General features: G+C 63.1%; 18 protein-coding genes. 9 read left to right on the plus strand and 9 right to left on the minus strand.

The window, feature by feature from the left end:
* The first annotated feature begins 11 nt into the window (after positions 1–11).
* The 5 genes from N4Q37_RS05380 (at position 12) to N4Q37_RS05400 (ending at position 4,249) form a co-directional block, all read left to right on the plus strand.
* The gene (locus N4Q37_RS05380) at positions 12–662 is read left to right on the plus strand and encodes an amino acid ABC transporter permease (protein ID WP_260955860.1); all 651 of its coding nucleotides are present in this window, start codon (positions 12–14) and stop codon (positions 660–662) included.
* Entirely contained in the window at positions 655–1,377 is a 723-nt protein-coding gene (locus N4Q37_RS05385; protein WP_260955861.1) for an amino acid ABC transporter ATP-binding protein, read from the plus strand. The genes N4Q37_RS05380 and N4Q37_RS05385 overlap by 8 nt, the downstream gene beginning before the upstream one ends.
* 120 nt (positions 1,378–1,497) lie before the next feature.
* On the plus strand, positions 1,498–2,526 hold the full coding sequence (locus N4Q37_RS05390) for a trans-3-hydroxy-L-proline dehydratase (RefSeq protein WP_260955862.1): 1,029 nt from the start codon (positions 1,498–1,500) through the stop codon (positions 2,524–2,526).
* A 151-nt stretch (positions 2,527–2,677) separates the two neighbouring features.
* A complete protein-coding gene (locus N4Q37_RS05395; RefSeq protein WP_260955863.1) occupies positions 2,678–3,595 on the plus strand; it encodes a dihydrodipicolinate synthase family protein in 918 nt (305 codons plus the stop codon).
* Positions 3,596–3,694: 99 nt separating this feature from the next.
* The gene (locus N4Q37_RS05400) at positions 3,695–4,249 is read left to right on the plus strand and encodes a DinB family protein (RefSeq protein WP_260955864.1); all 555 of its coding nucleotides are present in this window, start codon (positions 3,695–3,697) and stop codon (positions 4,247–4,249) included.
* A gap of 78 nt (positions 4,250–4,327) precedes the next feature.
* On the opposite strand, the gene N4Q37_RS05405 is transcribed toward N4Q37_RS05400, so the two are convergent.
* Together N4Q37_RS05405 and N4Q37_RS05410 are read right to left on the minus strand one after the other, a co-directional pair.
* Positions 4,328–4,657, minus strand: a complete 330-nt coding sequence (locus N4Q37_RS05405) for a hypothetical protein (RefSeq protein ID WP_260955865.1) — start codon at positions 4,655–4,657, stop codon at positions 4,328–4,330.
* A 115-nt stretch (positions 4,658–4,772) separates the two neighbouring features.
* Complete coding sequence (locus tag N4Q37_RS05410) at positions 4,773–5,981, minus strand: cytochrome c biogenesis protein DipZ (RefSeq protein WP_260955866.1); 1,209 nt, start codon at positions 5,979–5,981, stop codon at positions 4,773–4,775.
* A gap of 219 nt (positions 5,982–6,200) precedes the next feature.
* On the opposite strand from N4Q37_RS05410, the gene N4Q37_RS05415 reads away from it, so the two are divergent.
* From N4Q37_RS05415 to N4Q37_RS05425, 3 genes are all read left to right on the plus strand, one after another.
* Positions 6,201–6,941: a response regulator gene (locus N4Q37_RS05415; RefSeq protein ID WP_260955867.1), complete on the plus strand. Its 741-nt coding sequence runs from the start codon at positions 6,201–6,203 to the stop codon at positions 6,939–6,941.
* Between the two features lie 8 nt (positions 6,942–6,949).
* On the plus strand, positions 6,950–8,251 hold the full coding sequence (locus N4Q37_RS05420) for a sensor histidine kinase (RefSeq protein ID WP_260955868.1): 1,302 nt from the start codon (positions 6,950–6,952) through the stop codon (positions 8,249–8,251).
* A 70-nt stretch (positions 8,252–8,321) separates the two neighbouring features.
* Positions 8,322–10,895 carry a bifunctional diguanylate cyclase/phosphodiesterase gene (locus tag N4Q37_RS05425; RefSeq protein WP_260955869.1) on the plus strand — a complete coding sequence of 858 codons (2,574 nt, stop codon included), beginning with the start codon at positions 8,322–8,324 and terminating at the stop codon, positions 10,893–10,895.
* Between the two features lie 19 nt (positions 10,896–10,914).
* Here the strand turns inward: N4Q37_RS05425 and N4Q37_RS05430 are convergent, their stop codons facing one another.
* The 4 genes from N4Q37_RS05430 to N4Q37_RS05445 form a co-directional block, all read right to left on the minus strand.
* On the minus strand, positions 10,915–12,264 hold the full coding sequence (locus N4Q37_RS05430; RefSeq protein ID WP_260955870.1) for a TolC family outer membrane protein: 1,350 nt from the start codon (positions 12,262–12,264) through the stop codon (positions 10,915–10,917).
* A gap of 2 nt (positions 12,265–12,266) precedes the next feature.
* Positions 12,267–13,634, minus strand: a complete 1,368-nt coding sequence (locus tag N4Q37_RS05435) for an HlyD family type I secretion periplasmic adaptor subunit (RefSeq protein ID WP_260955871.1) — start codon at positions 13,632–13,634, stop codon at positions 12,267–12,269.
* The gene (locus tag N4Q37_RS05440; protein ID WP_260955872.1) at positions 13,627–15,348 is read right to left on the minus strand and encodes a type I secretion system permease/ATPase; all 1,722 of its coding nucleotides are present in this window, start codon (positions 15,346–15,348) and stop codon (positions 13,627–13,629) included. Before N4Q37_RS05440 ends, N4Q37_RS05435 begins: the two co-directional genes overlap by 8 nt.
* 309 nt (positions 15,349–15,657) lie before the next feature.
* The gene (locus tag N4Q37_RS05445) at positions 15,658–17,058 is read right to left on the minus strand and encodes an amino acid permease (RefSeq protein ID WP_260955873.1); all 1,401 of its coding nucleotides are present in this window, start codon (positions 17,056–17,058) and stop codon (positions 15,658–15,660) included.
* A 413-nt stretch (positions 17,059–17,471) separates the two neighbouring features.
* Between N4Q37_RS05445 and N4Q37_RS05450 the strand changes: the two genes are divergently transcribed.
* Positions 17,472–18,083 (plus strand): TetR/AcrR family transcriptional regulator, encoded by a 612-nt coding sequence (locus N4Q37_RS05450; protein WP_260955874.1) that lies wholly within the window; start codon positions 17,472–17,474, stop codon positions 18,081–18,083.
* 51 nt (positions 18,084–18,134) lie between these two features.
* Here N4Q37_RS05450 and N4Q37_RS05455 read toward each other — a convergent pair whose 3' ends face one another.
* The 3 genes from N4Q37_RS05455 to N4Q37_RS05465 all read right to left on the minus strand — a co-directional run bounded on the left by N4Q37_RS05455 (position 18,135) and on the right by N4Q37_RS05465 (position 21,992).
* Positions 18,135–19,238 (minus strand): polyamine ABC transporter substrate-binding protein, encoded by a 1,104-nt coding sequence (locus tag N4Q37_RS05455; protein ID WP_260955875.1) that lies wholly within the window; start codon positions 19,236–19,238, stop codon positions 18,135–18,137.
* Positions 19,239–19,275: 37 nt separating this feature from the next.
* Positions 19,276–20,613, minus strand: a complete 1,338-nt coding sequence (locus N4Q37_RS05460) for a hypothetical protein (RefSeq protein WP_260955876.1) — start codon at positions 20,611–20,613, stop codon at positions 19,276–19,278.
* A gap of 116 nt (positions 20,614–20,729) precedes the next feature.
* Positions 20,730–21,992, minus strand: a complete 1,263-nt coding sequence (locus N4Q37_RS05465) for a serine hydrolase domain-containing protein (protein WP_260955877.1) — start codon at positions 21,990–21,992, stop codon at positions 20,730–20,732.
* Positions 21,993–22,046: the final 54 nt, after the last annotated feature.

Consider the following 22,046-nt stretch of genomic DNA (forward strand, 5'->3'; position numbering starts at 1 on the left):
GAGGGTGAGTCATGTTTTCTACGAGCCTCACCGTTAACGACCTGCTGTTCTTGCTCGAGGGCGCCTGGGTCACGCTGCAACTGACCGTGTGGTCGATCTTGTTGGGCAGCCTGGCCGGATTGCTGTTCGGCCTGTTGCGGGCCCTGTTGCCCAGGGCCAGTCTGCCCCTGGCGTGGCTGCTGGATGTGTTTCGCAGTGTGCCGCTGTTGATCCAGTTCGTGCTGTTCAACTCGCTCAAGAGCATCGCCGGCCTTGACCTGGGTGCCTTCGCCGTCGGTTGCATCGTGCTGGGGATCTACGCCGCCGCGTACTTCACCGAAATCGTCCGCGGCGGTGTGCTGGCGGTGCCGCTGAGCACCCGGCGGGCCAGCCGTTCCCTGGGCTTGAGCTACCTGCAGGACCTGCGCTTTATCGTCCTGCCGATTGCCACGCGGGTGGCGTTTCCCGGCTGGCTGAACCTGGTGCTGGGGGTGATGAAGGACACCGCGCTGGTGATGTGGATCGGCATCGTCGAATTGCTACGGGCTTCACAAACCATCGTCACGCGGATCCAGGAACCCCTGTTGGTGCTCTGCATCGCGGGCCTCATTTACTACCTCATGAGCCTGGTGGTCGCTCGCCTTGGCGCATGTCTGGAAAGAAGGTGGCAGGAACATGATTGAGATCGAAAACGTACACAAATCCTTCGGCGACCTGGAAGTGGTCAAGGGCGTGAGCCTGACCGTGGACAAAGGCGAAGTGGTGTCGATCATCGGCGGCTCCGGCTCCGGCAAATCCACCTTGCTGATGTGCATCAACGGCCTGGAGCCGATCCAGCGAGGCAGCATCCGGGTGGACGGCGTCGAGGTCCACGACCGCGGCACCGATCTCAATCGCCTGCGCCAGAAGATCGGCATCGTCTTCCAGCAATGGAACGCCTTCCCGCACCTGACCGTGCTGGAAAACGTGATGCTCGCGCCGCGCAAGGTGCTGGGCAAAAGCCAGCAGGCGGCCGAGGCCCTGGCGGTCAAGCAACTCGAACATGTGGGCCTGGGGGACAAGCTCAAGGCCTTTCCCGGCAAGCTCTCCGGCGGCCAGCAGCAGCGCATGGCGATTGCCCGGGCCCTGGCAATGTCGCCGGACTACATGCTGTTCGACGAAGCCACCTCGGCCCTGGACCCGCAACTGGTGGGTGAAGTGCTGGACACCATGCGCATGCTCGCCGAAGACGGCATGACCATGGTGCTGGTGACCCACGAGATCCGCTTCGCCCGCGACGTGTCCGACCGCGTGGCGTTCTTCTGCAATGGCCGGGTTCACGAAATCGGGCCGCCGGAGCAGGTGATCGGCAACCCGATGCAGCCGCAGACGGCGGCGTTTCTCCGGTCGGTGAAATAGCCGATGACCTCATCGCGAGCAGGCTCGCTCCCACACAGGTTTGTGTACGCCACAGAACCCTTTGTGGGAGCAAGGCTTGCCCGCGATGAGGCCCTATAAGACAACACAAGGATCGCCCCCATGCGCTCATCGAAAATCATCCATGTCGTCAGCTGCCACGCTGAAGGCGAAGTCGGCGATGTGATCGTCGGTGGCGTCGCCCCGCCACCCGGCGCCACAGTGTGGGAACAGTCACGCTGGATCGCCCGGGACGACACCCTGCGCAACTTCGTGCTCAACGAACCCCGTGGTGGTGTGTTCCGTCACGTCAACCTGCTGGTGCCGGCCAAGGACCCACGGGCGCAAATGGGTTGGATCATCATGGAGCCGGCCGATACCCCACCGATGTCCGGCTCCAACTCCCTGTGCGTCGCCACCGTGCTGCTGGACAGCGGCATCCTGCCGATGCGCGAACCCCAGACCCGCCTGGTGCTCGAAGCCCCCGGCGGGCTGATCGAAGCCGTGGCCGACTGCCGCTACGGCAAGGTGCAGCGGGTGGAAATCAAGAACGTGCCCTCGTTCGCCGACCGCCTCGATGCCTGGATCGAAGTCGAGGGCCTGGGTTCGTTGCAAGTGGACACGGCCTATGGCGGCGACAGCTTTGTCATCGTCGACGCCCAGCGCCTGGGCTTTGCCATTCGCCCCGACGAAGCCGCCGAGCTGGTGGCGGTGGGGCTGAAAATCACCCGCGCCGCCAATGAACAATTGGGCTTCGCTCATCCGCTGAACCCGGACTGGTCGCACATCTCGTTCTGCCAGATCGCCGCGCCCATCGTCCACGAGCACGGCATCGCCACCGGCGCCAATGCCGTGGTGATCCAACCCGGCAAGATCGACCGCTCCCCCACTGGCACCGGCTGCTCGGCGCGCATGGCGGTGTTGCAGGCCAAAGGGCTGATGCAGGTGGGCGATCGCTTCATCGGGCGCTCGATCATCGGTTCCGAATTCCACTGCCGCATCGACTCCCTGACCGACGTGGCCGGACGCCCGGCAATTTACCCCTGCATTGCCGGCCGGGCGTGGATCACCGGGACGCATCAGTTGCTGCTCGACCCGGCGGATCCCTGGCCGCAAGGCTATCGGCTTTCCGATACCTGGCCGGGTGCATGACTTCTTGAACTGGCATCGCCCCCTGTGGGAGCAAGGCTTGCCCGCGATGAAAACGACACGGTCCTCCATGGGAACCGAGACGCCCGCATCGCGAGCAAGCTTTGCTCCCACAAATCCCCTCGCCACACACCATTAACAACCGGAGACAACCATGAGCAAACGCATCAACTGGAGCGGCGTATTCCCCGCCGTCACTACCCAATTCAATGATGATTTTTCCATCAACCTGGAAAAAACCCATCAGGTCATTTCCAACGTCATCCGCGACGGCGTCTCCGGCCTGGTGGTCTGTGGTTCGGTGGGGGAAAACACCTCCCTGAGCGCCGAGGAAAAAATCGCCGTGACCGAAGTCGCGGTGGACGCTTCCCGTGGCCGCGTACCGGTGATCTGCGGGGTGGCCGAGTTCACCAGCGTGCAAGCGGCGAAGGTCGCCAATGCCGTGCGCAAGGTCGGCGTCGACGGGGTCATGCTGATGCCGGCGCTGGTCTACGGCTCCAAGCCGTTCGAGACCGCCGAGCATTTCCGCTACGTGGCCCGGCATGCCGACGTACCGCTGATGGTCTACAACAACCCGCCGATCTACAAAAATGACGTGACTCCGGACATCCTGATTTCCCTGGCCGATTGCGACAACGTCGTGTGCTTCAAGGACTCCTCCGGTGACACCCGGCGCTTCATCGACGTGCGCAATGAAGTGGGCGACCGTTTCGTGCTGTTCGCAGGCCTGGACGACGTTGTGCTGGAAAGCCTGGCGGTAGGCGCCGAGGGCTGGGTCTCGGGTATGTCCAACGTCTTTCCCAAGGAAGGTGAGACCATCTTCCGCCTGGCCCGCGCCGGACGCTTCGCCGAAGCCATGCCGATCTACGAATGGCTGATGCCGATCCTGCACCTGGACGCCCGCGCCGACCTGGTGCAATGCATCAAGCTGTGCGAAGCCATCGCCGGCCGCGGCAGCGCCCTCACCCGCCCTCCACGCCTGGCCTTGCCGGCGCAAGACCGGTTGTACGTCGAGCAGATCATGGCCAAGGCCCTGGCCAACCGGCCGCAACTGCCTGATGTGGGGTTGTGACGCCTACCCTGGACAGGGTGGGAACGAGCTTGCTCGCGATTGCAGTCTTTCTGAACCGGCTATGCTGGATCAGTCCAATCGCGAGCAAGGAGACCTCCCATGAATTACTTCCTGGCCCAGGCCCTGAACAATCAATGGGCCAACCATCGGTTGCTGGGGGCCTGCGGGCAGTTGAGCGAGGCCGAATACGAGGCGCCGCGCACCGGGTTCTTCCCGTCCCTGCAAGCCACGCTTTGCCACATCCTGGAAGTGGACCGCTATTACCTCACCGCCCTGGAAGGCGACCGCGATGGGCAAGCCAGGGACTTTTCCGAAACCCTGACATTTGCCGAACTGAAGACCGCCCAGCCCCAAACCGATCAACGACTGGTGGCGTTCTGCGAAGCCTTGCGGGAACACGACCTGCACCGCAGCGTCGACCTGGTACGCGTCGACGGTGTGGTGCGCGAACGGATCGACCGGCTGTTGCTGCACCTGTTCGAGCACCAGATCCATCACCGCGGCCAGGTGCATTGCATGCTCAGCGCCACCGCCGTCAAACCGCCACAGCTCGATGAGTTCTTCCTCGACTGTGACCGCCCGTTCCGTAAACCCGAAGCACAACACCTGGCGTTGGACGAGGGCCGGGTCTGGCAAAACTATACAAAGGACTGAACGACTCAAAAAAAGCGATGGCCCCCCGGCCATCGCCAAATCGCATCCAGATGCCGGGCCGAAGCCCGGCGTGAAAGCCTATCGTCGCGCTAGCTCATGGCGCACGCATTGCTCGTAGTAAGTCTGCTTGACGGCGGCAGGCTTCAGGCGCGAGGTGCTGTTATAGGTCTGCTCGGTGATCCCCAGGGCGCTCATGCGCATCCACGGGCGGGGAAACCTGCGCACTTGCAGCTTCCTGCGAGCAGCGTACAGGCTGACGCCGGACAGCTTCGACGCCTGTGCCCCCGCGGCGATGTCCGAACCCCAGCGGCACACGGACTGCTGGTTCTGCGTCAGCGCCTTGGCCTGGGCCCCGGACGAGACGGCCGCCAGGAACAACGTTGCCACGACCCACTTAGAAATACGCATAGGTTTGTCGCCCAACTTTCTGAAAGGAAAGAAGTTTGACCGCATCAAAATGAGCAAGGGGCCAGCATTTTCACGCAAGTCCCTTGCTCACACAGGTATCCCCTCGCCACAAGGCTCAGCCGGCCTTCGCCTCCTGCAACAACTGCTGGATCACCTGCTCCTGCTCACCGTAGCGCCCTTCGCCAAAATGGCTATAGCGCACCTGCCCCTTGGCATCGATGAAGTAATGGGCCGGCCAGTACTGGTTGTTGAAAGCCCGCCAGATCGCGTACTGGTTATCGATGGCCACCGGGTAGCGGATGTCCAGCTTGCGCACTTGTTCGCGGACGTTATCGATGATCTTTTCGTAGCCGTATTCCGGCGTGTGGACACCGATCACCACCAGCCCATCCTTTTCATACTTTTTCGCCCATTCGTTCACATAGGGCAGCGTGTGCTGGCAGTTGATGCAGTCGTAAGTCCAGAAGTCCACCAGCACCACCTTGCCCCGCAGTGCCTCGCGGTTCAGTGGCGGCGAGTTCAGCCATTGCACAGCGCCATCCAGCGCGGGCATGGCGCCCTGGGGGTCGAGGCTCGGCATCGAGGCCGCACCCGCCTTGCTGACCACGTAATCGATGGCCTGAGGCACCTTCTCCAGCACCCGCTGTTCCAGGCTCGACGCCCCTTCGGAGGACGTGTTGGCGAGCAATCGGTTATCGACGCCCGTGCCAATTGCCACCGCCGCCAGCAGCACCAGCGCTCCGGTACCGCGGCGCAGCCAGATGGTGATCGGCAGCGAGAGTTTCAACCGGCCCACCAACCCACGCCCGGCCAGGATCAATGTCCCCAGGGACAAGGCGCTGCCCAGGCCATAGGCCAGCAGCAACAGGCTGGTCTCGGCGCTGGCGCCTTGCAGCATGGCCCCGGTCAGGATCACCCCGAGGATCGGCCCGGCGCAGGGCGCCCAGAGCAGGCCCGTGGCGACCCCGATCAAAAGCGCCCCGACCGGCCCACTGACCGCACCGCCCCCGGCATCAATACGATTGCCCAGGCTGACCAACGGCCGCGCCAGCCAGGTACCGACCTGGCTGAACATCAGCGACAAGGCGAACACGACCATCACCCCCAGGGCCACTTGCCGCCCCAGGCTGCTGGCGCGCGCGACCCACTCACTGCTGACCACCACCAGGCTCGACACCAGGGCGAACGTCAGCACCATGCCGGTCAAAGTCAGCAGCACCGAACCGCGCGAACGGTCGGCCCGGGCGAACAGAAACGGCACCACGGGGAGAATGCAAGGGCTGAGGATCGTCAGGACCCCGCCGAGAAAAGCGATCAGAAACATGGCAACACCTCAATGAATGGCTGCGTAGGCCTGTGGGAAGGGAACTTGCTCCCTCGTCATTGAATGCCGCGCAGGTATCCCCTCTGTATCCGGCCAGCGGGCTTTTTGCATCGCTGTGTATCCGCCGCGCGCCAGATACACTGCAATACAAACCGTCGCGGGCCGGGTCGCGCGGCGCCTGTAGACTGGTCACAACGAAACGCTAAGGGATGGAACACCATGGATCATGTCGATCACGTGTTGATAGTGGATGACGATCGCGAGATCAGGGAACTGGTGGGCAACTACCTGAAGAAAAATGGCCTGCGCACCACCGTCGTTGCCGATGGCCGGCAGATGCGCGCCTTCCTGGAAACCACGCCGGTCGACCTGATCGTGCTCGACATCATGATGCCTGGTGATGACGGACTGGTGCTGTGCCGGGAGTTGCGCGCCGGCAAGCACAAGGCCACGCCGGTACTGATGCTCACTGCGCGCAGTGATGAAACCGACCGCATCATCGGCCTGGAGATGGGCGCCGACGACTACCTGGTCAAGCCCTTCGCCGCCCGCGAACTGCTGGCTCGCATCAATGCCGTACTGCGCCGCACCCGCATGCTGCCACCCAACCTGGTGGTCACCGAAAGCGGTCGCCTGCTGGCCTTCGGGCGCTGGCGCCTGGACACCACCGCGCGGCATTTGCTGGACAGCGACGGCACCATGGTCGCCTTGAGCGGTGCGGAGTATCGGTTGTTGCGGGTGTTTCTCGACCATCCGCAGCGGGTGCTCAACCGCGATCAGCTGCTGAACCTGACCCAGGGCCGGGACGCCGATCTGTTCGATCGCTCCATTGACCTGCTGGTCAGTCGCCTGCGCCAACGCCTGCTGGACGATGCCCGGGAGCCGGCTTACATCAAGACTGTGCGCAGTGAAGGCTATGTGTTCTCGCTGCCGGTGGAAATCCTCGAGGCGTCGCTGTGACGCCGCCGATGCGCTGGCCACGCACCCTGGCCTCGCGGCTGTCGCTGATTTTCCTGATCGGCCTGATCCTCGCCCAAGGCCTTTCGTTCGGCGTCCAGTACTACGAGCGCTACCAAAGCGCCAAGTCCACCATGCTCGGCAACCTGGAGACCGATGTCGCCACCTCCGTCGCCATCCTCGACCGACTGCCGGCCGGTGAACGCCAGGCCTGGCTGGCGAAACTCACCCGGCCCAATTACGGATACCGGCTCGACGAAGGGCAACCCGGCCAACCGATGATCGCGGACGAGGCACCGGTGTCGGTGAGTTCGATCCAGGAAGCGATCGGCCAGGCCTACCCGCTGACCTTCACCGACATACCCGGGCCGCGCAAGCATTATCAGGCCCATCTGCGCCTGGGCGACGGCAGCCCGCTGACCATCGATGTCCGCCCGGCCATGGCGCCCCTCTCACCCTGGCTGCCCGCAGTGCTGCTCGGGCAACTGGCGCTGTTGATCGGCTGCACCTGGCTGGCGGTGCGTATCGCCGTCCGCCCACTGACCCGACTGGCCGGCGCGGTGGAAACCCTGGACCCGAACGCCCATGGCGTGCGCCTGGACGAAAAGGGCCCGGTCGAAGTGGTGCACGCCGCCAAGGCGTTCAATGCCATGCAGGACCGTATCGCGGCCTATCTCAAGGAGCGCATGCAGTTGTTGGCGGCGATTTCCCATGACTTGCAGACCCCGATCACCCGCATGAAGCTGCGCGCCGAGTTCATGGACGAGAGCGTGGAGAAGGACAAGCTCTGCAACGACCTGGGCGAAATGGAACACCTGGTGCGCGAAGGCGTGGCCTACGCCCGCAGCCTCCACGGCGCCACCGAGGCCAGTTGTCGCATCAGCCTGGATGCATTTCTCGACAGCCTGGTGTTCGATTATCAGGACACCGGCAAGGACGTGCAGTTGTCCGGCAAGAACGCCGCCGTGATCGACACCCGCCCCCACGCGTTGCGGCGGGTGCTGGTCAACCTGGTGGACAACGCCTTGAAATTCAGCGGTGCAGCGCAGATCCAGGTGCAACCGGTCGACAACGGGCAACTGGCGATCCGCGTACTCGACCGCGGCCCCGGCATCAGTGAGCAGGAACTGGCCGAGGTGCTCAAGCCGTTCTACCGGGTGGAAAGCTCGCGTAACCGGGAAACCGGCGGCACCGGCCTGGGCCTGGCCATCGCCCAGCAACTGGCGATGGCCCTGGGCGGCTCACTGACCTTGAGCAACCGCGAAGGCGGCGGCCTGTGCGCCGAACTGACACTCTACCGGGTGTCTGGTTAATTAAGTTAATCGATCGGTCAGCCGATACAGAGGCATGCGGGATATTTCGCGTTTAGCTGATGGCTTGTTTATGACTGAAAATGCTGGCAACGACACTGCTGTTTTCCCCTCGGGCCGGCCAACCCGAAGTTTTACCCGCCGCACCTTCCCGGCCATCATGTTCCTGCTCTTTGTCATGTCCGCCCTGGCCATTGCCGTGTTGCTCAACGTCACCGAAGCCCAGGATGCGCGCGCCCGGGAGCAAAGCCAGTTTTTTGCCCAGCGGGCGATCGATAGCGTGCGCAGCGGTATCGGACGCGACCTGAGCGACTACTCCAAGTGGAGCGACGCCTACCGGCATTTGCATCTCCAGGTGGACAAGGCATGGGCCTACGACCAGGAAAACGTCGGCAGCAGCGTGTACTCGCTCTACGGCTACCAGGCGGTGTTCGTCATTGCCCCCAACGGCAAGACCGTCTATTCGGTGATCGACGGCCAGATGAGCGATGTCGATGCCGACACCTGGCTGGCCGGTGACCTGCGTTCACTGAAAAAGAAAGCCAGCGCCCCAAAAAACCGCGATGAAGTGATTGTCGAGCAGTTGCATCACAACGGCGCGCCCGCCTACGTCGCCACGTCAGCCATCACCACCGGCACGGACCACAGCGTGGCCGAAGTACCAGGCCCACCCAGCCTGATGCTTTTTGTCAAAGTCCTCGACACCACGGCCCTGCAGAGCCTGGCACGGGACTATGCGCTGCCCAACGCCCACATCGCCCGCTCACCGGGCCCGGCTGACACCGCCCAGCTGTTGCTGGACCCGTTGACCCAGGAAGCCCTGGCGTGGCGACCTGAAACCCCCGGGCAAGATCTGCGCAAGATCCTGCTGCCCTTGCTGGCGGTGGCGTTCCTGGTCCTGGCATTCCTGGCCGTGGCCGTGTTGCGCCATGCCTTGGCCATGCTGCGCGCCCAGGAACGCCAGTACACCAGCCTGCTGGCCCATCGCAAGGCGTTGGAGCGCAGTGAAGAACGCTTCCGCGACATCGCCGAGGTGTCGTCCGACTGGCTGTGGGAAGTGGACGCCCACGGAACACTGACCTATCTGTCGGAACGCTTCGAGCAGGTGACGGGTTTCAGTCCGGCCGAATGGCTGGGCAAGCCCCTGCACCAACTGCTCAACCCTCACGACGGCTCGATCTCGATCGCCCACTGGCTGCTCAGCGGCGCCAGCAGCACCTCGTGTGCACCACTGCTGTGCGAATACACGGCGCGCAACCAGCGCCTGCGCACCTGCAAACTCTCGGTACGCGCCATCGAGGCTGGCGCCCTGGGCTTTCGCGGCACCGCCACGGACATCACCGAGGAACTACGGGCGCTGGCCCAGATCAAGCACCTCTCGCTGCACGACCCGCTGACCGGACTGGCCAACCGCACTCGCCTGTTCGACTGCCTCAGCGAACACCTGGACCCGGCCAGCGGCGTACCGCTGGCCGTGTTGAACCTGGACATGGATCGGTTCAAGCCGGTCAACGACTCCCTGGGGCACGCCGTCGGCGACAAGGTGTTGAAGGAAGTCGCCCATATCCTCCAACAGAACGTGCGCGGCACCGACCTGGTGGCCCGCCTGGGTGGCGACGAGTTTGTGATTGTCATGCCCGACCCGGGTACGGCGCAGGACATGGATCAACTGTGCAAACGTCTGATCGATTGCATGCAACGTCCCATGCACCTGGACGGCAACACGTTGTACCTGGGCGTGAGCATCGGCGTGGCCTGGTCACAGCCCGACGATAACCGCGCCGAGGAGCTGCTGCGCCAGGCCGATATCGCCCTGTACGCGGCCAAGGCCGCCGGCCGTAACACCTGGCGCGTGTACGTGGATGCCATGGGGAACCTGGCCCGCGACCGCCGGCGATACGAGCAGCAACTGCGCGACGCCATGCACCACGACCAGTTGGAATTGCGCTACCTGCCGCGGTTCGACGTGAATGCCGAACAACTGCACGGGTTTGAAGCCCAGGCCTTCTGGCACCATCCTGAAAGAGGCGAGCTGGGCGGGAGCGAGTTCATCCCGGTTGCCGAAGCCTCGGGCCAGTTGGAGGAACTCGGCACCTGGCTGCTGACCCACGTGTGCGAAGAAGCCACGGCCTGGCCGAGCACCGTCAACGTGTCCATCGCGGTTTCGCCGAAATGGTTCAGCAGCAGTTTTTTGCTCGACCAGGTGCAAGCCGCCCTCCAGGCCAGCGGCCTGGCGCCCGATCGCCTGACCCTGGAAGTGGCCGAAGGGATTCTGCTGGTCGATCACCAGACCGTAGCCAACACTTTGCATGCCCTCAAGGCGCTGGGCGTACGCATCAACATCGACCAGTTCGGCACCAACATCGCGTCCCTTCGCGAGGTGCTGAACCAACCATTCGATGGCATTCGCTTCGACCGCAATATCCTCTCGCAGTTAGGCCTGGAACATGACGAGGAAGGCGTGCTGGCGATGATTCGACTCAGCCGCAGCGTCGGCCTGAAGGTCACCGCCGAAGGCATCGAGAATGCCCGGCAGTTCAGCCAACTGCGCAGCGTGGCCTGCGATCATGTGCAAGGTCCCTACTTCGGCTCGGCGCTGGCCCGCTCGGAAATGGCCTCGTTCTTCACTGCCCCGAGATGGCTGTGAACCGGGCCCACCGGCGTATTCAGAACAGGCTTTGCACCTGTTCCAGCACTGCGCGGTTCATCTGGCCGGTGTGGGTGTGCAGGCTCACGTAGCTTTGCAACATGTCGAGCTTGGTATTGAGCAAGTCCCGGCGGGCCTGGAACAGCCGCTGTTGTGCATCGAGGATGTCCACGGTGGAGCGTACGCCGCCCTCGAAGCCCTTTTGCGTCGAGACCAAGGCCCGCTGATTGGACTCCACGGCCCGCTGCATCGCCTTGCTCTTGGCAAACCCGGCGACGACCCCCAGGTAATCGACCTCGATGTCCTCGGCCAATTGTTGACGCTGCACGTCGTAGTCGGACTGGGCACCGGCCAGCTGCGCCTCGGCCTTCGCCACCGAGGCACGTACCCCGCCACCGCGATAGAGCGGGATATCCAATTGGACGCCAACGTAATAGGTATCCTGACGTGGATCGAGCGCCTCGTACTGGCGGGTTTCCCGACGGGTCAGTTGGGTGGTCAGCGACAAGGTCGGATAATGCCCCGCGCGCTGGCTATCGGCCTGCGCCTCGGCGACTTTCACCGCCGCCAGCCGAGAGGCCAATTCCGGGCTCGCCTCCCGGGCAATCGCCGTCCAGTACGGCAGGTCCTGTTCCGGCGCAATCGGGCTGGCGGCGGCGAGTTCTTCGTGCATCGGCTGGATGTCGTCGATGGGCACATTGGCGCGACCGGACAATGCGCGCAATGCCGCGGTACGACGGGCCTGGGCTTCCGCCTCCTGGGCCTGCACCAGATCGAGCCGCGCCTGGGCTTCGTCGATGTCAGTGATCGCCCCCTGCCCGCCCTGATACAGTTTTTTGCTCTGCGTCACCAAACCACTGATGACGACTTTCTGCTGGGCGATCAGCTTGATTTCATTCTCGGCCCGGGCAACCTCGAAATAGCCTTTGGCAACCCGGTCATAGAGGGTCTGGCCGGCGACATCGAACAGCTGATTGCCCAACTGGCCCCGCGCCTTGCCCTCTTGATAGGCGGCCCAACGGGCCTTGTCGTACAGCGGTTGCTGGGCCGCCAGGGTGACACTGTTGGCCTGGTAGTCGTTGCTGTTGACATAGCTGCGGTCGTCGCCGCCATCGGTACGCCCGCCATAGCCATAGCGCGAGGTCAGCGACACTTGCGGATAGAGCCCCGCGCGACCGATCGCTTCTTCATGCCGCGACGCCTCAAAGGCATGGGTGGCCGATTGCAGGGTCGGATCGTTGAGGTGCGAAGCATCGTAGGCGGCGGTCAGGCTCAAGCCGGCTTCAGCGGCCAAGGCCGGGTCGATCACCACCCAGCCCACGCACAGGCCCAGGAACACCGGCAAGCTATAGCGATAACGGTGGGTCATGCTCACTCCTCCTTGAAGGCTGCCAGCAAGCGTTCGCGCAGGGGTTTCATCAGGTAATTCATCAGGGTCCGCTCGCCGGTCACCACCGTGACGTCGGCGAGCATGCCGGGACGCACCAACAGCCCGGACGCCTGGAGCGACACGACAGTGTCCGCGGCGATCTCGACCTTGGCCGAGAAGTACGGCCGATGCGTTTGTTCATCGATCAGTTGGTCCGCCGACACCGTCGTCACCGTGCCGGTGACCGTGGGCGTGTCCACCCGCTGCAACGCGGTGAAATGCACGTGCACCGGCAGGCCCGGGTGCAGCTTGTTGGCCATCAGCGGTTCGAACCGCGCGGTGATCGCCATCGGCGCATCCAGCGGCACCACTTGCATCAGCGTCTGGCCGGCCTGCGTCACGCCACCGACCGTGTGAATGTTCATGTCCATGACCTGCCCGGCCACGGGCGCACGGATCGCTCCGTTGTCGACTTCGAACTGCAAGGCGCGGATCTGGTCGGCATACCCGGCCGCTTCGGCGGACACCTCGCTGAGCTGGGTTTCGGCGTCGCGGCGAAACTCCTGCTGCGCCTGCAAGGCCTTGAGCCGGCTTTCGTTGATCGCCTGGCGAGTCCGCCCCACATCCCCCACCCCGGAAGCGATCTGCCCGGCCAGTTGCGCCGCGTTGCGCTCGGCCTCGAAGAGCTTGTTGCGCGGGACATAACCTTCACGGGCCAACTCGCGCAGACCTCCGAGCTCCTGCTGCTGGAAGCGCATCTGCGCATCGTAGTTGCGCTTGACGCCTTCGTAGCCGAGCAGCTGCTGCTGCAACGCGGCGGCTTCGTGTTCGATGATCTGCAAACGGCTGCCCAGCTCTGCCCGTCGGGTGACGAACAACTGGCTCTGCAAGGCCATGGCCGCCTTGACCCGCGGCTCGTCGGCGCGCTCCAGCAATTGCGCGGGCCATGAGATTTCAGCACTGCCCAGGCGCTCGGCGATCAAGCGTGCCTCGACGCTGCGATCGTTGAGCAACTTGCCCAGGGTCACGTCCAGTTGCGACTGCGCTTGCACGGTGTTGAGCTGCACCAGCAACTGCCCCTGGCGGACGCGGTCGCCATCGCTGACCAGCAGTTTTTCCACCACCCCGCCAACCAATGACTGCACCGCCTTGCGCTCGCCGGCCACCACCACCGTGCCGCTGCCCACCACCCCTTGGTCCAGCGGCGCCAGGCACGCCCAAAGCAGAAAGCCGCCCAGCGTCAAGACCAGGAACCCGACGCCATAGCGCGCAGCGCCACGGGCGTCAGTATTGGCGCCCGGCAGCGCGGGGCCGTTGCGCAGGCTCAGGCTCTGCTCGCTGTAGGCGGGCCCTGGGGTCAAGTCATGCATCTTTGCCCGCCTCCTTGACGACAGCCGAACGAGGCCCTGGCATCAAGGCCTTGAGCACCCGCTCCCGTGGGCCGAACGCTTGTTGAACCCCGTCCTTGAGCACCAGGATGTGATCGACGACCGCCAGCACACTGGGCCGATGGGTGACCAACACCACGGTGCTGCCCGCGTCCTTGAGTGCGCTGATGGCCTGCACCAGTGCCAACTCGCCCGCTTCATCGAGGTTGGAGTTGGGTTCATCGAGCACGATCAGCGACGGCCGTCCGTAGAGCGCGCGGGCCAGCCCGAGTCGCTGCTTCTGCCCCCCGGAAAGGCCAAGCCCGCCGGGGCCCAGCGGCGTGTCATAGCCCTGGGGAAAGCGCAGGATCATTTCGTGGATGCCCGCATGACGCGCGGCGGCGATGATCTGCTCGGCGTCCTGTTCGCCGAAGCGGGCAATGTTGTCGGCCACGCTGCCGTCGAACAATTCGATGTCTTGGGGCAAGTAACCGAGGTGCGGCCCCAAGGCGTCGGGGGACCACTGGCTGATCTCGGCGTCGTCCAGACGCACCGACCCGCCCATGGCCGGCCAGACCCCGACCAGAGCCCGCGCCAGTGTCGACTTGCCACTGGCGCTGGGGCCGACGACGGCGAGTACATCGCCCTTGCAAAGGCTGAACTGAATGTTCCGCAAGATCGGTTGCGTGGCCCCGGGCGGGCCGACGCACAACGATTCCAGGCGCACCGCGCCGGTAGGCGCGGGCAACGGCATGCGCAGCCGTTCACGGGGGTGCTGGGCGAGCAACTGGCTCAAGCGCTGGTAACTCTGGCGCCCGGCATTGAATTGCTTCCACGAGCCGATAGCGATTTCCACCGGCGCCAGGGCCCGTCCAAGCAGCAGCGACATGGCGATCATCATGCCCGCCGACAATTGCCCTTCGAGCACCAGCAGCGCCCCCAGGCCCAGGGATAACGACTGGCCGCTGATGCGTACGAAACGCGTCGCCGAGGTAATACGCGCGCCGCGGTCACTGGCGTGGGCCTGGGCGGCAATGATGCGTTGTTGCAACAGGCTCCAACGCTGACGCAATGGTCCGAGCATGCCCAAAGCCTGGATGACTTCGGCGTTGTGCAGCGTGCTGTTGACGTAGATCGACGACTGCACGCCCAGGCGATTGGCTTCACCCAGGCGCGCGCGGGTCACCAGCTCGCCCCACAACGCCAGGCCGATCAGCACAAGGGCCAGCAGCAGCGTCAACACGCCGAACCAGGGGTGAAAGACGAACGCCACCAGCAGGAAGATCGGCAACCACGGGGCGTCGAGCAAGGCAATCAAGCCCTGGCCGGTAATCAACTGGCGCAGCGTCGCCAGATCGGTCAGCACCTGGGCCGGGTTGGCGTTGTGTTCGCGCAGGCTGCGGGCGAACACCGCGTCGAAGATGCGCTCGCCGAGGGCCTCGTCGAGCCCGGCGCTCATGCGGATCATCACCTCGCCGCGTACCCATTCGATCAGGGAACTGAGCATGAACAGCCCGACGGCGATCACCGTCAGCATGAACAAGGTGGTTTCGTTGCGACTGGTCAGGACCCGGTCGTAGACCTGCATCATGTAGAGCGAAGGCACCAGTACCAGCAGGTTGATCACGCCACTGAACAGCGCCAGCGACCAGAACACCCGGCGGTAACTCAATAAAGCGGCATCGATGTCGTGACGCGGATCGAGAAGCAGAGCCATAGAAGGTTGCCCGCAAAAGGAAAGTCGGTCCCAAGACGCAATCCATCGCGAGCTTCGTGCCCCCAGGCATCGGGGAAAACACTAACGTAGCCTGACGTGCCGCAATCAGAGACGATCCTCGTCGCTACAGGCGCAGATTACTGACCACGCAAGCACGGGTTAGTGCCGGTTCGACGGGCTGGGTTTCGATGTGGGTGACCAGCGGAGGTGCCGCGCAGCAAGACCAGGGTTTTCAAGGCTTGGGCGGGCTTCTGAGGAAGGTTTGTTGGCGCCAGGAACCTGGCGCCAACGGGGGAAAATGCCTGGCAATCAGCCGAGGGAAACCGCGCCTTTGGCCTGCGGATGCTGACGTGATGTCAGCAGGCCGATAAGGGAAATCACCAGTGCCAGGCCCAGGGTCGAACTCACCTCACCGCGGTGCTCGGGCGTCACGATCATGACCGCCAGGGCCGAGCAGATGAACGCGATGACCAACCAGGTGAGCCATGGGAACAGCCACATGCGAAACGGCAGTTCGATGTTCTGGCGACGCAGCATCCGGCGCATGCGCAATTGGGAGATGGCAATCACCAGGTACACCAGCAAGGCGATGGCACCGGAAGTGGCAAGCAGGAATTCGAACAGCCCGGCCGGCATGAAGAAGCTGAACAAGGTGACACCCAGCCCCAGTACCGTACTGGCGATCACCGCGGCCCTTGGCACACCAACCGATGACGTCACCTGTACCGCCTTGGGCGCATCACCCCGCCGCCCCAGGGAATAGAGCATGCGCGAGGCGATGTAGATCGAGGAGTTCAGGCAACTGGCCACGGCGATCAGCACCACCACATCCACCATGAACTTGGCGTGGGGAATCTGCATCAGCTCCAGTGCCCGTTGGTAGGAACCCACGGAAGCCAGGAGTGGATCGTTCCAAGGCACCACTGAAATGACCACGAAGATCGACAGCAGGTAGAACACACCGATACGCCAGAGCACCGAACGCGTCGCCTTGGCGATATTCTTCGCCGGGTTGTCGGATTCGGCCGCAGCGATGGTCACCGCTTCGATGCCGATGAAACTGAACATGATGGTGATAAATGCGCCGACCACCGCCGACAGGCCATTGGGGGCGAACCCGCCATGTTCTTCCATCAAGCGACTGAGGCCACTGACTTCACGTTCGGGGATCCAACCCATCAGCACGCAGAAACCCAGGACAATGAAGCCAATGATCGCCATGACCTTGGCCATCGCGAACCAGAACTCGAATTCGCCGTACTTGGACACGCTGAACAGGTTGGTCACCGCCAGCGCAAGGATGGACCCTGAGGCAAACACCCAGGCATCGATGGAAGGAAACCATTGGTTCAACACGTGACCGGCGGCCAGGGCTTCGATAGGAATCACCAGTACCCAGAACCACCAGTAGAGCCAACCGATGGTAAAGCCCGCCCAGCGTCCGATGGCCTGGTCGGCATAGGTGGAGAATGAGCCGGTGTCCGGGTTGGCTACCGCCATCTCGCCCAGCATGCGCATGACGAGCACCACCAACAGGCCGGAGAACAGATACGCCAGCAGGACGGCCGGGCCCGCTGCGGCAATCGCATGTCCCGAACCGACAAATAGCCCGGCGCCGATGATCCCGGCGATGGACAGCATGGTGACGTGACGAGGCTTGAAGCCCTGTGCCAGATGGCCGTTCGAATCCTTGAAACTGGGGCTGGTCATTTTCTTATTCTCTTGTAAGGGCATTAAGGCGTGCCGGGGGATCGTCGGGATTCCAATTCGCCACCCTCCTGAAAGCAGCACACCCGGATGTTTTTTGATCCACCCCTCACGAACCTGCACACGGTGAAAAGTTGCGACACGTTACCTGCCTTCCCTCCCGAGTTAGTTACCTGGATGCGCCCTCCTGTTACCTGATTTCGCCAGTTGCGACATGGCCTTTTGCCCAGGCTAGACACCTGCGCGGCACCCAAGCCGCCTGTTTCCGCACGCTTTGCGCTGAAACAAGTCCTTTAAAAAATTTATCGAGTTAAGTATTTTGCACGGGTGTCTCCGGCCTGCGGGTCAGCCAGAATCCTGTGGTTCCTGAACCGGGCCTTTACCCTCTTCCATCCACCCAACCACAAGGACCTCCCGTGAGCGGACTGCGTGAACGCCAGAAAGCCGAACGACGCCAAGCCATCAGCAAGGCAGCCGTCGAGCTGTTCGAGCGCCAGGGCTTCCAGAACACCACCATCGAACAGATCGCCAGCCAGGCCGGCGTCTCGGCCCCCACCGTGTTCAAGTACTTTGGCAACAAGCAGGAAATCATCCTGGAAATCCTCCACGACGCCGACCAGCGTGCCCTCAAGGACACCCGCAATCGGATCCCCGAGATCGAGGACCCGATCGAGGCGCTGTGCTACCTGGAACGGCTGCTCACCGGTTACGCCCTGCAAGTCATGCACCCTAGTCTCTGGCGCGAACTGCTGCCACTGATCCTGTTCGGTGGCGACAACGGCCTGCCCGAGGGCTATCGCGCAATGAACGATGCCCTGAGGGCTGAAATCAGCGGCTTGATCCGGGAACTGCAACAGGCTGGCAAACTGCGCCCCGACCTGGACGTCGAACTTGCCGCGTTCCTGCTCAACGACTACTCGCACTTGCAGCTGTTCCGGCTGGTCAACCAGGAACAGCCGGATGTCGAGGCGCATTCCACTCAGGTGCGGCGCATCACCGAGCTGCTGTTTCACGGAATGAAGGCCTGAGCTGGCAAACCCGACGCTGCGGCGTCGGGTGCCTGCTCAAGGTTGTGAGGCTCAGTGCTGGGTCTTGATGCTGGTCCAGGTGCGGGTGCGGATCCGCTCCACCGCAGGCGGCACAGGTTCCAGGGCGAACAGCGTCTTGCGCGCCTCGTCTGGCACATACATGGCGGGGTTGTTGCGGATCTCGGCATCCACCAGCGCCGTGGCGTCCTTGTTCGGGTTGGGGTAACCGATCTTGTTGCTGATGCGGGCGATCACATCCGGACGCAAGATGTAGTTGATGAACGCATAGGCCTCCTGGGTATGTGGAGCGTTGACCGGCACCATCATTACATCCGACCACATCGGTGCGCCTTCCTTGGGTAATGCCATCTCTACCTTCACACCCTTGCCGGCAGCGTCGGCCAGGCGCTTGGCCAGGGCCACGCCACCGGACCAGCCCACGCCGACACAGATCTCGCCGTTGGCCAGGTCCATGCCGTAGCGTGATGAATTGAAGTAAGTGACATAGGGACGAATCTTGCCCATCGCCTCCTGGGCCTTCGGATAGTCCTCGCGCTTCTGGCTGTTGGGGTCCAGGCCTTGGTAGTGCAAGGCAATGGGTACGATTTCATTGGCGGCATCGAGAAAACCCACACCGCAGCTGGACAGTTTGGCCAGGTTCTCGGGTTTGAAGATGATGTCCCAGGTATTCAATTGCACGTCGGCCCCCAGCGCCTGCCGGACCTTGTCGACGTTGTAGCCGATCAGCGTGGTGCCCCACAAATAGGGCGCCGCATAGCGATTGCCCGGGTCACCCACCGCTTCGAGCGACTGCATGAAATCGGGGTCCAGGTGCTGCCAGTTCGGCAGTTGGCTGCGGTCCAGCGGCTGGACCGCGCCCGCGGCAATCAGATGGCTGACGTTGGAGCTGCTCGGGTACACCACGTCGTACCCGGAGTTGCCGGTCAGCAACTTCGACTCCAGCGTCTCGACGCTGTCGAAGACGTCATAGATGGGACGAATGCCGGTTTCCTGCTCGAAGCTTTTGAGGATTTCCGGCGGCAGGTATTCGATCCAGTTGTAGATCCGCACCGTTCGCTCTTCGGCCTGGCTTACGCCACTGACCAGCATTGAAACGACTACGCCCAGCAAGGTGTTGCGCGAAAGCTTGTTCATGATTCAACTCCAGCGCGGCCGCGACGGCTCGCGGCCCTTAATAGCGATAGGTGAAATAGAGTTCCAGCGCACTGAATTTCTGATCGTCGCCAAACACCTGCCTGGCCGCTGCCATGGGCTTGACCCAGTTATAGGACAGCGACGTAGTGAGCGACTTCGAGGCTGCCCAGTCGAGAAAGACGACACTCTCATCGGCGAAACGCCGGTCGCTGACCGCCGTGCCCATGTAGTTTTTTTCGTCGAGCCAGAACTGGTAGTGGATCGCACCAAGGGTCAAGCCTTCGTCGAGGTGGGTCTTGAGGGAGAACTGCTGGACGTTTTCGTTACTGTTGAACAGCAGGTAATTGCCCACCACATCGCCAATCAGCCAGGTGCTCCAGTCGACAAAGCCCTTGCTCAAGGAATCCCAGGCCTTCTGTCGATTGTCGGTGAGGTTGTCGTCACCGGAGAAACTGGTGTAGCGGTAGCCAACGATCGGTGTCAGTGGCAAGGCGCCGAATGCGTAATCCGCCTGGCCGTACCAGGCCTTGGCATCGTAGTCCACGCCTTCGCCACTGCCACGCTCCAGGGCATATTCGGCGTTCAGGGTCAGGTCCGGGAGGCCCGGGACCTTGGCGTTCAACGCCCGCACGTTGTACACCAGCATGCCGTCACGACGCCGTGGCAAGGTACTGCCCTTGGGGCCCATGGCCTTGACTTTGAGCGCCGTGGCACCCAGCGTCACGTGGTCCTCGACGTTGTAGTCGAGGTTCAGGCCCGTCAGGCGGAAGTCGCCCAAGTCGCTGTCGGTGCCCAGGCTGAACCCCTGGGCCTTCAGGGCGCCGTGGTCCCATGCGGCGACGACCGAATCCTTGAACGCCGTGCGTGGGGCGAGCCAGTAGGCACCGTCGTCGAGCTGGTCGAGATTGCCATCCATCACGATGAAGCCGGTGCCGATCATGTAGTTCTGGCGACCGCCGGTGACGGTCCATTCCCCGGCGCGGAAACCGCCGTAGAACTCCTCGGTGGACACCTTGCCGTCGGAGCGGCGGGTGAAACCACCGGCATCGCCATCCCCCAAGGTGGTCGCCCCCACCAGGGAGCCGCCGGCCAGCAGGCTGAAGTCCGGCTGCACGGCATATTCGAGCTTGACGCCGGGCTTGACGTAGAACTCCTGCCAATCGATCCGGCTGCCGCCGTTCTTGCCACTGCGCATATCGACGCGGCCAGCGCCAAAGTTGACGTTGCGCGAGAAGATCGCCCCGCCGCCCGCCGTGAGATTGGCCTCGCCCTTGAGGTTGCCGTCCTCGAAGCTGTAGCCGGCCAATGCGACCTGGGTCGCCATGGGTAACCCGAGCGCCAGAAACGTTCGGGACAAACGCGTTGTGCAAACCATATGAAGCTCCTGTGTGATTATTCTTGTTACAGGGCAGTGAATGGCGGCGCAGGGCGTCGCCAACACCTGGCCGGGCCAGGTGAACGGAACGCGAATTCTTGTTTTGGGCTGTGGCGTCAGCGGGCAAGGTCCGCCGCGATGGCTCGCAGCATGCGCACGCTGTCGGCATCGCAGGGGCTGACAGCCTCGTCCAGCGAGGACTGCTTGACGATCACCACGCCAGAGGGTTTGTCGATGAACAGGTATTGGCCGTGGATGCCACCGGCCATGAGCGCCTGGCTGTGGTCATTGAAGACGTACCACTGGCTGCGGTAGGACGCGCCGGGGGTCCATTGCGCGAAGTCGGCACAGCCGGCGTAGATCGCCGGATCCGCACCGCCAGCGATGCGGGCAAGGGTCTCGGCCGACAACAATGGCCGACCCTCCTGGCGACCGTCGTTGACCAGCAGCCGGCCGAAACGCGCCATGTCGCGCAAGGTCGCACTGAAACCGGCACCGGCCACGCTGCGCCCCCAGGGGTCGGCCAGGAAATAGCCATCGCGCTCGCAGCCCAACTGGCTCCAGATTCCTTGCAGCAATTGATGGCAAGCCTTGCCTGACGCACGCTCCATCACCCAGGCCAATGCCTCGGTGGTCGCCGTCACGTAATGGAAAAAACCACCGTGGTCGCCGCACTTCTTGAGCGACGGCAAGTACTGGTACAGCGATTCGAACTGCGCGTATTGCGCGGGTGCCGGTTGGAAGCCACTGGCATAGCCGTACTGGGAACTCTCTGAATCCGGATCCTCATACACCTCGCTGTATTCGATGCCCACGGCCATGTCGAACAGTTGCCGTACGGTGGCGTCGGCGAACGCACTGCCGGCCAGTTCCGGTACGTAATGCGCGGCGGGCAAGGCCGGGTTCAACACGCCCTCGCTGACCAGCTGTTCACCCAAGGTGCCAATGAGGGATTTGGTCACGGAAAACATGACGTGCCGGTCCTCGGGGCGCTGGCCGTTGAAGTAGCGTTCGAACAGCACGGTATCGCCTTGCAGCACCAGGAACGCGTCGGTCTGGCTGGCCATCAAGTGATCGATCACGCTGATGCTCAAGCCACACTCGCTGTCGAAATGCAGTTGATCGAGCGGCCGGGGTGCCTGCTTGAACACGCTGACCGGCCCGTTCCCCGCCGGCACATCAATGGAGGGACGCAAGCGCGCCAGGTTGCGAAACCCCCATTGGTTGAAAGGAGGACGCATCCAGTTGTTCCAGGTAACTCGGTGTTGGGGTTCGGCCGGAAAGCCTTGCATGAGCGAAGGTGTGTAGCGCGCGTCGAATGACGACTCATGCGTTTCGACGTAAAGACTGGCCAAGGAAAGCGTGGTGTTCTGATTCATCGGGTTGCCCCTGAGCAATGACTCTGCGTAAAAGCAGATGCAGGGAAATAATTA

Origin of the sequence: Pseudomonas citri (assembly GCF_025336485.1) — a bacterium.
Classification (GTDB): Bacteria; Pseudomonadota; Gammaproteobacteria; order Pseudomonadales; family Pseudomonadaceae; genus Aquipseudomonas; species Aquipseudomonas citri.

What these genes read in the sequence shown, in the direction of transcription:
- N4Q37_RS05380 (WP_260955860.1), top strand. Translation starts at nt 12, where the DNA reads ATGTTTTCTACGAGCCTCACCGTTAACGACCTGCTGTTCTTGCTCGAG.
- N4Q37_RS05385 (WP_260955861.1), top strand. Translation starts at nt 655, where the DNA reads ATGATTGAGATCGAAAACGTACACAAATCCTTCGGCGACCTGGAAGTG.
- N4Q37_RS05390 (WP_260955862.1), top strand. Translation starts at nt 1,498, where the DNA reads ATGCGCTCATCGAAAATCATCCATGTCGTCAGCTGCCACGCTGAAGGC.
- N4Q37_RS05395 (WP_260955863.1), top strand. Translation starts at nt 2,678, where the DNA reads ATGAGCAAACGCATCAACTGGAGCGGCGTATTCCCCGCCGTCACTACC.
- N4Q37_RS05400 (WP_260955864.1), top strand. Translation starts at nt 3,695, where the DNA reads ATGAATTACTTCCTGGCCCAGGCCCTGAACAATCAATGGGCCAACCAT.
- N4Q37_RS05405 (WP_260955865.1), bottom strand. Translation starts at nt 4,657, where the DNA reads ATGCGTATTTCTAAGTGGGTCGTGGCAACGTTGTTCCTGGCGGCCGTC.
- N4Q37_RS05410 (WP_260955866.1), bottom strand. Translation starts at nt 5,981, where the DNA reads ATGTTTCTGATCGCTTTTCTCGGCGGGGTCCTGACGATCCTCAGCCCT.
- N4Q37_RS05415 (WP_260955867.1), top strand. Translation starts at nt 6,201, where the DNA reads ATGGATCATGTCGATCACGTGTTGATAGTGGATGACGATCGCGAGATC.
- N4Q37_RS05420 (WP_260955868.1), top strand. Translation starts at nt 6,950, where the DNA reads ATGCGCTGGCCACGCACCCTGGCCTCGCGGCTGTCGCTGATTTTCCTG.
- N4Q37_RS05425 (WP_260955869.1), top strand. Translation starts at nt 8,322, where the DNA reads ATGACTGAAAATGCTGGCAACGACACTGCTGTTTTCCCCTCGGGCCGG.
- N4Q37_RS05430 (WP_260955870.1), bottom strand. Translation starts at nt 12,264, where the DNA reads ATGACCCACCGTTATCGCTATAGCTTGCCGGTGTTCCTGGGCCTGTGC.
- N4Q37_RS05435 (WP_260955871.1), bottom strand. Translation starts at nt 13,634, where the DNA reads ATGCATGACTTGACCCCAGGGCCCGCCTACAGCGAGCAGAGCCTGAGC.
- N4Q37_RS05440 (WP_260955872.1), bottom strand. Translation starts at nt 15,348, where the DNA reads ATGGCTCTGCTTCTCGATCCGCGTCACGACATCGATGCCGCTTTATTG.
- N4Q37_RS05445 (WP_260955873.1), bottom strand. Translation starts at nt 17,058, where the DNA reads ATGACCAGCCCCAGTTTCAAGGATTCGAACGGCCATCTGGCACAGGGC.
- N4Q37_RS05455 (WP_260955875.1), bottom strand. Translation starts at nt 19,238, where the DNA reads ATGAACAAGCTTTCGCGCAACACCTTGCTGGGCGTAGTCGTTTCAATG.
- N4Q37_RS05460 (WP_260955876.1), bottom strand. Translation starts at nt 20,613, where the DNA reads ATGGTTTGCACAACGCGTTTGTCCCGAACGTTTCTGGCGCTCGGGTTA.
- N4Q37_RS05465 (WP_260955877.1), bottom strand. Translation starts at nt 21,992, where the DNA reads ATGAATCAGAACACCACGCTTTCCTTGGCCAGTCTTTACGTCGAAACG.